General features: G+C 44.9%; 10 protein-coding genes. 4 read left to right on the plus strand and 6 right to left on the minus strand.

Features of this window, described 5'->3' with window-relative positions; translation table 11 throughout:
* Positions 1–345: 345 nt before the first annotated feature.
* The 5 genes from hutI to hutU form a co-directional block, all read right to left on the minus strand.
* On the minus strand, positions 346–1,686 hold the full coding sequence (gene hutI, locus FQV37_RS08920; protein WP_160022465.1) for an imidazolonepropionase: 1,341 nt from the start codon (positions 1,684–1,686) through the stop codon (positions 346–348).
* 47 nt (positions 1,687–1,733) lie between these two features.
* Positions 1,734–2,789, minus strand: a complete 1,056-nt coding sequence (gene hutG, locus FQV37_RS08925; protein WP_160022467.1) for a formimidoylglutamase — start codon at positions 2,787–2,789, stop codon at positions 1,734–1,736.
* Positions 2,790–2,812: 23 nt separating this feature from the next.
* Positions 2,813–4,375, minus strand: a complete 1,563-nt coding sequence (hutH, locus tag FQV37_RS08930) for a histidine ammonia-lyase (RefSeq protein ID WP_160022469.1) — start codon at positions 4,373–4,375, stop codon at positions 2,813–2,815.
* A 397-nt stretch (positions 4,376–4,772) separates the two neighbouring features.
* Entirely contained in the window at positions 4,773–6,137 is a 1,365-nt protein-coding gene (locus FQV37_RS08935) for a YjiH family protein (RefSeq protein ID WP_205962075.1), read from the minus strand.
* Positions 6,138–6,207: 70 nt separating this feature from the next.
* Positions 6,208–7,917: a urocanate hydratase gene (hutU, locus tag FQV37_RS08940; RefSeq protein WP_160022471.1), complete on the minus strand. Its 1,710-nt coding sequence runs from the start codon at positions 7,915–7,917 to the stop codon at positions 6,208–6,210.
* 341 nt (positions 7,918–8,258) lie between these two features.
* Here hutU and FQV37_RS08945 point away from each other — a divergent pair, with 341 nt between their 5' ends.
* The 4 genes from FQV37_RS08945 (at position 8,259) to FQV37_RS08960 (ending at position 12,060) form a co-directional block, all read left to right on the plus strand.
* Positions 8,259–9,032, plus strand: coding sequence for a UTRA domain-containing protein (locus FQV37_RS08945; protein WP_057762592.1), 774 nt, complete (start codon positions 8,259–8,261; stop codon positions 9,030–9,032).
* Between the two features lie 448 nt (positions 9,033–9,480).
* On the plus strand, positions 9,481–10,317 hold the full coding sequence (locus tag FQV37_RS08950) for an amino acid ABC transporter substrate-binding protein (RefSeq protein ID WP_057761253.1): 837 nt from the start codon (positions 9,481–9,483) through the stop codon (positions 10,315–10,317).
* 14 nt (positions 10,318–10,331) lie between these two features.
* On the plus strand, positions 10,332–11,075 hold the full coding sequence (locus tag FQV37_RS08955; protein WP_057762590.1) for an amino acid ABC transporter permease: 744 nt from the start codon (positions 10,332–10,334) through the stop codon (positions 11,073–11,075).
* A gap of 241 nt (positions 11,076–11,316) precedes the next feature.
* Entirely contained in the window at positions 11,317–12,060 is a 744-nt protein-coding gene (locus FQV37_RS08960) for an amino acid ABC transporter ATP-binding protein (protein WP_160022473.1), read from the plus strand.
* A 112-nt stretch (positions 12,061–12,172) separates the two neighbouring features.
* On the opposite strand, the gene FQV37_RS08965 is transcribed toward FQV37_RS08960, so the two are convergent.
* Positions 12,173–13,126 (minus strand): DMT family transporter, encoded by a 954-nt coding sequence (locus tag FQV37_RS08965; protein WP_160022475.1) that lies wholly within the window; start codon positions 13,124–13,126, stop codon positions 12,173–12,175.
* Between the last annotated feature and the right edge of the window lie 151 nt (positions 13,127–13,277).

The following is a 13,277-nucleotide window of genomic DNA, read 5'->3' on the forward strand; positions in this document are numbered from 1 at the left end:
GTTAATCTAGTCATAACACTATGATTATCAATTATTCTATATATGTCAACACACCCTAGTTTTACTTCTAAGGGTTGAACATGCTCTAGGGCGTGTCTTCATTTCAAAAATGGTGATAAAAATGAGATAAATTGCCGTCAAACAAGAAAAATAGCGCAGATAATATCGGGATATTAACCAGCTATTTGACGATGTTTGGCAAGATTTAGCCATTTTTAGGCCATTTAGATGACTATCGAGTGAATTGAAGACACGCCCTAGTAGTTGGTTAATATGGACAAATAGCAAAGCCCCAATCATTGAATGGTTGGGGCTTTTTAATTGAGATAAACAAAGGTAGATTGATTATATTGTGTCGCGCCATTGTCCTTGAACCATGATGCCTTGGATGGGATTTAGCCCCATCTGATAGGCCAAGTCAGCAGGACGAGCGATATCCCATAGTGCTAAATCAGCATCACAGCCCACTTCTATTTTGCCTTTATTAGATAGACCCAAAGCCTTGGCTGCATAAACGGTTGATCCTGCCAATACTTCTTCAGGCGTGAGGTAAAACAGCGTACAGCCCATATTCATTGCCAACAACAGCGATGTCAAAGGTGAGGTACCAGGGTTACAATCGGTTGAAATCGCCATAGGAACTTGATGCTTGCGCAGTGCCTCAATCGGTGGCAGCTTGGTATCACGTAAAGTATAAAATGCACCCGGCAATATCACCGCAACCGTATCGCTGGCGGCCATCTTGACTATGTCAGTTTCTGATAGGTGCTCTAGATGGTCGCTAGATAGCCCTTTGTATTCGGCAACTAAAGCGCTACCACCAATATCAGATAATTGCTCAGCGTGTAGTTTGACCGGCAGGTCTAAGGAGCGTGCAACCTCAAAAACGCGTCTAATCTGATCGCTACTAAACGCAATGTTTTCACAAAAACCATCCACCGCATCAACCAAGCCTTCTGCATGTAGAATCGGCAGCCACTCGCAAACTTGATCAATATAGTCGTCCGCAAGGTCCTGCTCGTGAGATTTGTACTCAGGTGGCAAGGCATGTGCTGCTAGATAAGTGGTGCTCACATGAATGTCATATTTTTCGCCCAGTTGGCGAGCGACCGTGAGCATTTTACGCTCAGTGTCCAAGTCCAAGCCATAACCAGACTTGATTTCAATACTGGTGACACCTTCTTTCATCAGCGCGACTAAGCGTTTTTCACTTTGTGCAAATAGCGCTTCAATACTGGCAGCGCGGGTAGCACTGACCGTCGCGACAATACCGCCGCCTTGTGCAGCAATGTCTTGATAACTGACACCTTGCAAACGTGCTTCGAACTCATTGCTACGGTTGCCGCCATAGACAATGTGCGTATGACAATCGATAAGCCCTGGGGTTAGCCATTTACCATCGGCGTCTGTGATTTGGCTAGTTTGATATTTAGGCAAATGAGCAGTGATCTGATCCTGTGTACCAATCCAAGCAATTTTGCTGTTTTTAATACCGATGGCAGCGTGATGCAACTGACCATATGGGTTACTATCAGCTTGATTATCAGCATAAATATCAAACCCATATTGCGCTGAAAAGGTGGCGATATTGGCATTAATAATAACGTGATCAAAAGATGTCGTAGTAGATTTGTCGAGCGTCTGTTCTGTAGGGCTTTTCAATACAGAATTCTTTGATTCATTCATAATATGCTCCTGATTTTTGTGAAGTCGGTGATCTTTGTTGGCAAGATCTAAGCGCTAAGTAAGTGCTGCTCTATAATAGTGGCTAGTAAGCGCGCAGCAACTTTGCAGCTACGACTATCAACGTCAAAAGCAGGGTTAATCTCAGCAATGTCTGCCATTTTTACTTTGCCTGATGCCATGATGGTTTTGACCATACGTTCAACGAAACCTAGTTCAATGCCGTAAGCAGCTGGGGCGCTCACACCTGGCACAACACTGGCAGGAAAGCAGTCCATATCGATGGTTAGATATATGATATCGACCTGATCTACAAAGCTTTTGACCCGCTCAGCAAGTGTATCCCAAGGCTGATAATGACAGTCTTCATCACTAATGACCTGTACGCCCAATTGCTCGGCACGATCGAAAAGCGCCGCCGTATTAGAAAATCGGCTGACACCGATACAGCAATAGTGAAAAGGCTGATCGTGTGCGTCAAGGTGCTCGGCAATTTGGCGAAACGGTGTACCAGAGGTCGCTACATCAGACTGACGAATATCAAGATGAGCATCGAAATTAATAATCCCAATAGTAGGCGCTGTGCTTGTGCTGATAGTTGCTTCGCTTGTATTTTCTAATGCCTGCCATAATCCCAGAAAGCTACCATAAGCAATGGCATGACCGCCACCAAGCCCGATAGGTAATCCGCTTTGCTTAATAATAGTACTCACTGCATCGGCATATTTGATCTGCGCTTGCTCAAGAGAACTGTCGACAAAATCATCATCGTCGTGACAATGAATGTCGCCAGCATCACCCAATAAGGTTGATAATTGACCATCAAAACGTTGTTGCAAATCAGCGATGACTGGCAGCGTAGCAAAAGCTCGACGAATCAATGGCGGGGCAGCTCTAGCACCTACGCGGCCTTGATTGCGTCTGACGCCTTGATCACATGCAAAACCAATTAGCCCAATATTTTGAGCCTCATAAGGCTGAGCAAGCTGATACCAATAGCGGGCACGCGTAGTTTCAAATGGCTCTGCACGTCCTGTCCACTGGTTCATATCAGCAGGTGTATGGCTAATACTTGTAGTCGTTGCTGCTGTTCTCGCTATTGTCATCGCTGCTCTCCGCTTATTGATCTTTATTTAGACTCGTACCAATCGCTGCGTAGTTCTTGCCAATGTTCAGCAAGCGTACCGTCTAATACCAGCTGTTTAGCTGCTTCGATATCAGGGGCGAGGTAGCGATCTTTATCATAAAAAGTCACTTGCTCACGTAGTTTTTGATGCGCGATTGTCAAAGGCTCTGACGTATCTAGTCCGTGATGGAAGTCGATGCCTTGACCAGCAGCCAGAAGTTCAATACCAATAATGGTGGCAGTGTTTTGTGCCATTTCGTATAGGCGTCGTGCGCAATAGGTCGCCATAGACACATGGTCTTCTTGGTTAGCAGAAGTCGGGATACTATCAACGCTACCAGGATGGGCGATAGATTTGTTTTCTGACGCCAGTGCTGCGGCGGTCACATGAGCAATCATAAAGCCTGAGTTGACTCCAGCATTATCAACCAAGAATGGCGGTAAGCCACCTGATAAGGTTGCATCGATCAGTAAAGCCATACGTCGCTCAGACATAGAACCAATCTCAGCGATTGCCAAGGCTAAAATATCCGCGGCAAAAGCCACAGGCTCAGCATGGAAGTTACCACCTGATATGGCGACAGGACCATCTTCGTTATTAAAGATAAGCGGATTGTCTGTCACGGCATTGGATTCGATAAGTAGCGTTTTTCCTGCTTGGTTGATGATATCAAGACAGGCACCCATGACCTGCGGCTGACAGCGTAGGCAGTAAGGGTCTTGTACGCGATCATCTTGCTCGCCATCGTGCGAGGCGCGGATAGCACTGCCTTTGATCAGTTGACGATGCGCTTTGGCGATCTCTATCTGACCATGATGACCACGTACTTCATGAATACGGGCATCAAATGGTGAGTCTGAGCCTTTGGCCGCATCAATCGACAGTGAGCCGACGATGGTTGCTGTCTCAAGTAAATCACGCGCTAAGAAATAACCACGTAATGCTAGTGCTGTTGATACTTGTGTACCGTTGATGAGTGCAAGGCCTTCTTTGGCTGCCAGTGTAATTGGCTCAAGTCCATGCTGTGCTAGGGCGTCAGCAGCAAGGACTTTTTTGCCATCGACATAGACGTGACCTTCGCCCATCATGGCTAGTGTCATATGTGATAGTGGGGCTAAGTCACCAGAGGCACCAACTGAGCCTTTTGCCGGAATGTTTGGCGTGATTTGACTGTTGATCAAACCAAGTAAACTATCAACTACCTCGCGGCGTACACCAGAAACGCCTTGTGCTAGGCTGGCGACTTTCATCACCATAATCAGTCGTACTACGCCATCTGGTAGCGCGTCACCCGTACCTACCGAGTGAGAAACGATCAGGTTACGCTGTAGCAGCTCAAGCTGGTCATCACTGATACGTGTCTTGGCAAGTAAGCCAAAACCAGTATTGATGCCATAAGCGCTTTTGTCTCGTGCAATGATGGTTCGTACATCTTCGTGTGAGGCATCTATTGCGGCATAAGCACTCTCAGGCAATGTCAATATGACAGGCTGCTCGTAGATATCACGTAGCATTTTAAAGCTAAGCTGGCGAGGGTGTAGGGTTAGTTGTTTGATATTGTTCATATAGGTAGTCCTAGTATTGTAAGTCATATAGTCATTCCACTATAAAGTATTACAGCGTTAATCTCGCTTGAAGTATCACATATACATCTACACTCGGTTGCCTTGTACTACTTTTAAATTGAATCGACTATATGGGTTATATTATTTTTGTTTAGGGCGTGTCCTCATTTTAAAAATGGTGATAAAAATGAGATAAATTGCCGTCAAACAAGGAAAATAGTGCAGATAATATCGAGATATTGACCAACTATTTGACGATGTTTGGCAAAATTTAGCTGTTTTTAGCCCATTTAGAGCACACTCGTTTGAATTGAGGACACGCCCTAGTATCTTTATTAAAATGAAGTTGTTGAAAGGTTTTTAATCAACGAAATAGCTATTATCGGGTTTGAATTTTTTAGCCAATCCAGTTGAAGTACATGGCCAGTTGTCCGAATGCTGCAGCCAATAAAATACTGAGTACCACGCGCTCGAACCAAATGATGACCATTTTGCCAACAGAGATAGGAATCTCGGTCGCAAGCACACATGGAATCATGGCTGAGAAGAACAGCACACTGCTAATGGAAATTACCCCTGCCACATAGCGTGTCAGAATATCTGCCTCACTTAGTAGTAATGCTGGCAAGAACATCTCAGCCAATCCCGCTGACATTCCTTTGGCAGCGACAAGCGGTTCTGGTAGGCCGCCAAGCCATGTAAAGGGATAAAGAAGCAAGCCCAAGGCATCGAAAACTGGCGTATATTTTGCTAATAGCAATCCTGTTAAGCCGACAGCGATGATAGACGGCACGATAGCAGCGGCCATCGTTAGACCGTCGCGAAAATTAGACCATAAGATTTGTTTGAGGTCAGTGGCACGGCGCGAAGTGGACAAGCCTAAATCAAATGCAGCTGCTAGCCGTGTACCACGTTTATGGTCTAAAGCTGGACGTTCAACGCTATCATCAAAGAGATTGATAGGTGGAATACGAGCGGTAATCGCAGTGACAATAAAGGTAATCACTAGCGTAGACCAAAAGAACACATTCCAAAACTCCATCAATCCAAGCGTTTTGGCAACAATGACCATAAATGCCGCTGATACGGTCGAAAACCCAGTCGCAATGATAATGGCTTCACGCGCTGAATATTGCTTTTGTAAATACACGCGATTGGTGATGAGCAAACCAATAGAGTAGCTACCAACAAAGGAAGCAACGGCATCAATCGCTGATGAACCTGGGGTTTTCCAAATAGGTTTCATAATTGGCTGCATGAGCACACCAACCATTTCTAGTAAGCCAAAACCAACCAAGAATGCCAATATCAACGCCCCAATCGGTACAATCATACCGACTGGTAAGGCCAATTTTTCAAATAGAAACGGCAGCATGTCCTTTTCCATCATAAAGGCAGGCGCTACGTCAGCCACATACATCACTGCTAGTATCAGACCCATGATTTTAAAAGCAGTCATAATCATATGAGTGATATTTTTACGCCATGAGCCGTCGATAAATGGCTTACTCACACCATAGAGTATGAGTAAAAACAATAATGTCACAGATAAGGTGTGCTGCTGAGTGACCAGATAGGTTGCGCCATGATCGAACAAAATCGTGCTTTTTTCACCAATGGTAAACGGCACAAAAAACATCACCAAACCGATCGCACTGAATACGATCAGCTGTATTAATGCAATAGGGGTTGATAGTAGTTTTTTCGATGATGTCGTTGTACTTTCATCGTTCAGACTAGATATCGTATTTTGCTCAATCATATTATCCTCCTTGATAAGACGCCGATTATGTCCTTATACCTAGCTACAGCGTATAAGGACAAGGAACAAACTATTTGATCATTGGCAAATTTAGACCATATTCTTTTGCTGTTTTAATCGCCAGCTCATAACCTGCATCGGCATGACGCATAACGCCTGAACCGCAATCGTTGACTAATACGCGTGACAGTCTTTTGGCTGCGGCGTCAGTACCATCCGCGACAATGACCATGCCTGAGTGCTGCGAGTATCCCATGCCGACACCGCCGCCATGATGTAGCGACACCCACGTCGCGCCGCCTGCTACGTTGAGCATGCCATTCAATAATGCCCAATCAGATACCGCATCTGAGCCATCTTTCATACTCTCTGTTTCGCGGTTTGGACTGGCGACAGAGCCCGTGTCCAAATGGTCACGACCAATGACGATTGGACCTTTTAGTTCACCGTTTTTGACCATTTCATTAAATGCCAAACCTGCTTTGTCACGCTCACCAAGACCTAGCCAGCAGATACGAGCAGGCAAGCCTTGGAACTGAATACGTTCCTTTGCCATATCTAACCAATGATGAATGTGTTTGTTTTCAGGGAATAGCTCTTTAATCTTTTGATCAGTCTTATAGATATCTTCTGGATCACCTGATAACGCTACCCAGCGGAATGGGCCTTTACCTTGGCAAAATAGCGGACGAATATACGCAGGGACAAAACCTGGGAAGTTAAAGGCATCTTTGACCCCTTCATCAAAAGCGACCTGACGGATGTTATTACCGTAATCAGTCGCTGGAATGTCCATCGCTTGCAAGTCTAAAATCGCTTGTACATGTACCGCACAAGATTGAGCAGCGGCTTTGGTCAGTGCTGCATGTTGCTCTGGATCTTCTTGGGCGGCTTTCCATTCCTCTACCGTCCAGCCGCTTGGTAGATAGCCATTGATTAAGTCATGCGCTGAGGTTTGATCGGTGACCAAATCAGGCTTCATACCGCCAGCGTTAGCACGCTTGACCATCTCAGGCAAGATATCTGCGGCATTGCCAAGTAGGGCGATAGAGACGGCTTCACCAGCGTCCGTATGTTGTTTGATTAACTCATAAGCATGGTCAAGGTTATCTGCTTGTTTATCAACATAACCCGTACGCAAACGGAAATCGATACTAGACTGCTGACACTCGATGTTTAACGAAGTCGCACCCGCAAAAGTTGCGGCTAGTGGCTGCGCGCCGCCCATACCGCCCAGACCAGCGGTCAAAATCCAACGACCCGCCCAGCTACCATCATAATGCTGACGACCCGCTTCCACAAAAGTCTCATACGTGCCTTGGACGATGCCTTGTGTACCGATATAAATCCAGCTACCTGCAGTCATCTGACCGTACATAAACAGGTCTTTGCGATCCAACTCGTTGAAGTGCTCCCACGTTGCCCAACGCGGCACAAGGTTGGAGTTAGCAATCAATACGCGTGGTGCGTTTTCGTGTGTTTGAAACACGCCGACTGGCTTACCAGACTGTACTAGCAACGTCTCATCATCTTCTAACTCTTTTAATGACTCTAAGATTTGATCGTAGCTTTCCCAGTTACGGGCTGCGCGTCCGATACCACCATACACGACTAGGCTTTTTGGGTTTTCTGCTACATCAGGATGCAGGTTGTTTTGCAGCATGCGATAAGGGGCTTCAGTTAGCCAGCTTTTGCAATGTAGCGTGGAGCCAGTAGGCGCAGCAATATTACGGCTCTCATCGCGTCGAGTAGGTTTGTTGCTATTGCTATCAGTAGTCATGGTCAAATCCTTGTGAAATCTTTTAAGTCGATTGGGCAATTAAAGTGAGTGGTTTACGATCAGTCTAAGAGTGCACTTAACTGCTTGCTAAATTGGCTAGATTATCGATACTGTCGTAAAGTTGTATATACAAATTATCAAAGATACTTTTTTCATGCAAGGTTTTTTTTCGTGAGCTGGTTGTTTTTGTTATTCAATTAGCCGATTTAGATAACATCGAGTGAGTTGAAAAGCGCCCTAGTCAATACTGAATGCTCAGAAATTTTGACTAAGGCTTGCGCGATGGTCTCGTGATATTATGTGATCATTCCTATTAGCAAAACTGACGGTCAAAGGCGGATATGACAAAAACGATTCCGGCGTATCAACGCATAAAAAACGCCATACTAGACAATATTCATTCTGGTAAGTGGCAAGCGGGCAACGCGATTTCGACAGAAATGGCATTGGCTGAAGAGTTTGGTGTGTCAAGGATGACAGTCAACCGTGCGCTAAAAGAGCTGAGCGAGGAGCGGGTGTTAGAGCGTCGACAAGGGTCGGGCACGTTTGTCGCGCAGCAGCAGTTCAATCATACCTTTGTTGAGGTACGCAACATCGCTGAGGATTTAAAGTCTGCCAATCGTGATTATGAAGCACAGGTCGTGAGTAAGCGTGCTATTACGGCTGATATGCTCGATAATGAGCTGCGTCGTAAGTTTGGTATTGATGAAGGGGCTATAATTGATGAAGGGGCTACGTCTGTAAACGCGATTGCTCAGACAGATGCTAGTGATGAAGCTGTCTTGTATGAAGTAAAAATCATTCACTTTGCCGATGGTCAGCCCATACAGTTTGAAGAACGCTGGGTCGATGCCAAAAAAGTACCGAAGTTTATCGATCAGGATTTTAGTGTAGTCAATACCAGTGATTACTTGATTGCCAAAAGTCCTCTAGAGAGTGGAAGCTATACCATCCGAGCATTGGCAGCCCCTGATGAGATTGCTGAGTTTTTGCAAATTGCGCCGCAGTCACCAACGCTTGTGTTGCGTCGGCAGACCTATTCGGCTGGCCAAGTCGTTACCTTTGTAAAGATGTGGCATGCGGGTGATCGCTATCAGTTCTCAGGCGAGTTATAGCAGATATAGTCAAGCCTATATAAATCCGCTACATCTTCATCCTCGCTAAGCATACTAATGTATAACTTGCACTCGGTTTCTTTGTATCGAGATGATATTGAACTGACTATAGCTTACGTATGCTCACTGATTGTGTACGTTTTTTCTGTCTAAAGTGAGATACTATATCCATAAACTGTTATTTAATAAGATAGCAATTGGCGTTAATTAAACTCGCCAGAATATTTGAACAATCGTTAAAAATTAAAATATAATATAGAAACAGTATTGAAAAATAGCCCAAATAGCCTCAAATCGGGCAACCAAAGCCGAATATCATAGAGGAGCTTATATTGTTCTTCTGTGTCGGCTTGTCCTATTTATTAGCACCGTATATTTTATTAGTGCTGTGTGTCTTATTAGCATTATGTGTTTTTACTTTATTCATTCACTCTTATAAGGACGTCTTATGAAACGTCGTACTCTTTTAGCCCTTGCCGCCAGCACTATGTTCCTTGCCGCTTGTGGTCAATCTACTACCAACGAAGCCGATACCAGTGCAACTGACAGCGCTGCAACAGGCGGTTCTGATTTGCTACAACGTATCAACAACGGCGGCACCATCAACGTCGGTACAGAGGGTACTTATCCTCCGTTCACGTATCATGATGAGAGCGGCAAACTAACGGGTTATGATGTTGAAGTAACGCGTGCAGTCGCGGATAAACTAGGCGTAGACGTTGAGTTTAAAGAAACTCAATGGGATGCGATGTTGGCTGGTTTGGATTCAAAACGTTTTGATATGGTGGCTAACCAAGTTAGTTTGACCACGCCTGAGCGTAAAGCAAAGTATGACAAAGCAATGGCTTATAGCTGGTCAGGTGCGGTTGTATTGGCACCTACTGATGACAACCGTTATAGCTCGTGGGAAGGTTTAAAAGGCCTACGTACGGCGCAATCACTTAGCAGTAACTATGGTGAGCTTGCAGAGCGTTATGGTGCAGAGATCGTTCCTGTCGATGGTATGGCGCAAGCGATTCAATTAGTGAAGCAGGATCGCGCTGACTTTACGATGAATGACAATCTAGCGGTATTGGATTATCTAAAAAAGTTCCCAGATTCTGATCTTGAGATTAAACTGACTGCACCTGCTAGTGAGTTACGTGGTTCAGGCCTAGTGCTTATCAAAGGTGATGATGAAGTCGTAGCGAAACTGGATGAAGCGATGGCTGAATTGGCGGCTGAAGGCACGCTAACTAAGCTTAGCGAACAGTTCTTTGGTGCTGATATAAGTCAACAAAAATAATGTCAGTTTCTATCATGTCAGCTTCTGTAATGTCTACATCATGGTTCGCGGACTTATTGGCAGTATTGCCATTTATGAGTCCTGATCGAGCGCAGATTGTCATCTCGTCGTTTTGGCCAATGCTCAAAGGCGGTATCTATTATTCGATACCGCTGGCATTGATCTCATTTGCGATTGGTATGGCCATTGCACTGACAGTGGCATTGATTCGTATCATTCCGCGTGCCACTTGGTTCCATGAAATCATTTATCGGCTCGCTCGTGTCTATGTGTCCGCCATTCGCGGTACACCGATGCTGGTTCAGCTGTTTATTATTTTCTATGGTCTGCCAAGTGTCGGGGTGAAGCTTGATCCCTTTCCCTCAGCGATTATCGCATTCTCATTGAACATCGGTGCTTATGCATCGGAGACAGTGCGTGCTTCGATTTTGTCAATACCAAAAGGGCAGTGGGAAGCAGGCTCGACGGTTGGTTTGACGTATCTACAGACTTTTCGTCATGTGATTTTACCGCAGGCGCTTAGAGTATCGGTGCCGCCGTTGTCCAATACCTTTATCAGTCTGGTAAAAGATACCTCACTTGCCTCACTGGTACTGGTCACTGAGCTATTCAAACAAGCGCAGATTATCACAGCTCGTAACTATGAGTTTATGCTGGTCTATACAGAAGCGGCAATTATCTACTGGGGTATCTGTCTGTTCTTGACCTTCATCCAAGGCAAGCTTGAAACGCGCCTTGATCGATATGTGGCAAAATAAGCTACGTAGTAAAATAAGTTATGGCTCAATAGACACTCGCAAATATAGACTAGGGTGTGTCATCATTTAGATAGCTAGGCTTAAAATGAGATAAATAGTAGTCAAATGAGGAAAAAATTGCAGAGAATATAGGTATATTCATAATATTTTTGACGATATTTGACAAGATTTAGCCATTTTAAGACCGCTAAATGATTGAATAGGCTAATTGATGACACGCCCTAGCCCAACAGGAATTTTTATGATCAAAGTCACTAATATTCATAAAGCCTTCGGTGGCAATCAGGTGCTAAAAGGCATCGACTTGACCATCAATAAAGGCAAAGTGGTCGTAATATTAGGACCTTCAGGATCGGGTAAAACCACCTTTTTGCGTTGTTTAAATGCGCTAGAGATTCCTGATCAAGGTGTGATTGCTTTTGATGACGATAGCTTGAGCGTCGACTTTGCCACTAAACCAAGCAAAAAAACGCTACTAGCTTTACAGCGTAAGTCAGGTATGGTGTTTCAGTCTTATAACTTGTTTCCACATAAGACAGCCATTGAAAACTTGATGCTTGGGCCTACAGTGGTACAAGGGCAGAGCAAAGTACAAGCCCGTGAGCAGGCACTGGTATTACTAGAGAAAGTTGGACTGTCGGACAAAGCGGATCTCTATCCATTCCAGCTATCTGGTGGTCAGCAGCAGCGTATTGGTATTGCCCGTGCACTTGCTATTGAGCCGTCGCTGTTACTGTTTGATGAGCCAACCTCTGCACTTGACCCAGAGCTGGTACAGGATGTGCTTGAGACGATGAAGCAGCTCGCCTCTGAAGGTTGGACGATGGTCGTAGTGACTCACGAAATCAACTTTGCTCGTGACGTTGCCGATCATGTTGTACTGATCGAAGACGGTCATGTGGTCGAAGAAGGCAGTGCTAAGCAGCTATTTGAAGACTCAAAACACCCTCGTACGCAGGCATTTTTACAACGTATTGAGCAGTAAAAACGTTTGTTTGTGCGTAAGTAATAAAAAAAGAAACCCCAATCATGATGCTATGGTTGGGGCTTTTCTTATCGAAATAAATGGGACGTATCTCAAATGGACAGACAGTAAACTATGCCCTTTGTCGTTGTTTTAACCAGCGAGGTACGCGAGTGGCGGTACCATTTAACACAGCATTTAATAAAGCTGCTAGCAAGATAAGTGCCACGCCCAAATACTGAATCCAAGACAAAGATTGATGCAGTAATAGCATCGCGAGCGCAATCGCAGTCAATGGCTCAAAAATCGTAAATACCGATGCACGAGTGGCGGGCAGCTTTTCCAATGCTTTCATATATAGCCCAAATGGCACGACGGTTCCCAGCAGTGACAATCCCAAAACATAGCCCCAAGTCATTAAGGGCAGATCTAATAGCTGCTCATAAGTGTTATAGGTCTCAGGCAAGAGCAGTAGTACGCCAGCACTAATGATAATAGAGGTAAAAAATACCAAAGGGGCAGGGTGAGCGTAATGCATGGCGCGCTTGCCCAATACGCCATATAACGAATAACACATCCCTGCTGATAGACCGAGTAAAATCCCCCAGTTAACTTTTGCTTGCTCACCTAACATGGTTAAGCCTACGCCAAACACCGCCATCAATGCCAGTAACACTGATTTGCGAGTAATGGACTCACTCAGTAAGAATTTTGAGAACAATAAGCTAAATACGGGTGCGGTATAGAGTAAGGCAACGGCAGGGCCGGCACCAACGTAGCTTACCGCAAAAAAATAGCAGACCGACATACCAAGGACACCTATCAACGACTGCATCGCCAAACCAAGCCACTGTTTTGGCTGTAATTTGATAAGGTGTGGCCACAGTGTTGGTAGCATGGCTAAAATGATAAAGGCCGCCGTGACAATTCGTAATATGGTTACTTGCCAACCACTAAATCCAATTTGGTTTAGGTAAGTCGAGAATATACCCAACGTACCCCAGCAGATAGCAGCCGTGATGATTTGAATGGTGCCTAGCCATGATTGATGCGAATGGGTCGTCATTCCGTTGTCGATGTTTGCCATACTGTTTTCTTCTTACGATCTAAGTGACACAAGATGTTGTAAGATTGCTATTAATACAATCTCTCCAAGCAATACTGAAATAAGAAAAGACAACCTGATTAAAGGCTGTCTTTTGTTTATTCTTTTGAGTCTATCACTAAAAGATAATAAG

Source organism: Psychrobacter nivimaris (assembly GCF_009812035.1).
GTDB classification, from domain to species: Bacteria; Pseudomonadota; Gammaproteobacteria; order Pseudomonadales; family Moraxellaceae; genus Psychrobacter; species Psychrobacter nivimaris.

Excerpts from the sequence above, each read along its gene's own strand:
- hutI (WP_160022465.1), bottom strand. The coding sequence starts at position 1,686 with ATGAATGAATCAAAGAATTCTGTATTGAAAAGCCCTACAGAACAGACG.
- FQV37_RS08945 (WP_057762592.1), top strand. The coding sequence starts at position 8,259 with ATGACAAAAACGATTCCGGCGTATCAACGCATAAAAAACGCCATACTA.
- hutH (WP_160022469.1), bottom strand. The coding sequence starts at position 4,375 with ATGAACAATATCAAACAACTAACCCTACACCCTCGCCAGCTTAGCTTT.
- hutG (WP_160022467.1), bottom strand. The coding sequence starts at position 2,789 with ATGACAATAGCGAGAACAGCAGCAACGACTACAAGTATTAGCCATACA.
- FQV37_RS08965 (WP_160022475.1), bottom strand. The coding sequence starts at position 13,126 with ATGGCAAACATCGACAACGGAATGACGACCCATTCGCATCAATCATGG.
- FQV37_RS08935 (WP_205962075.1), bottom strand. The coding sequence starts at position 6,137 with ATGATTGAGCAAAATACGATATCTAGTCTGAACGATGAAAGTACAACG.
- FQV37_RS08950 (WP_057761253.1), top strand. The coding sequence starts at position 9,481 with ATGAAACGTCGTACTCTTTTAGCCCTTGCCGCCAGCACTATGTTCCTT.
- FQV37_RS08955 (WP_057762590.1), top strand. The coding sequence starts at position 10,332 with ATGTCAGCTTCTGTAATGTCTACATCATGGTTCGCGGACTTATTGGCA.
- hutU (WP_160022471.1), bottom strand. The coding sequence starts at position 7,917 with ATGACTACTGATAGCAATAGCAACAAACCTACTCGACGCGATGAGAGC.
- FQV37_RS08960 (WP_160022473.1), top strand. The coding sequence starts at position 11,317 with ATGATCAAAGTCACTAATATTCATAAAGCCTTCGGTGGCAATCAGGTG.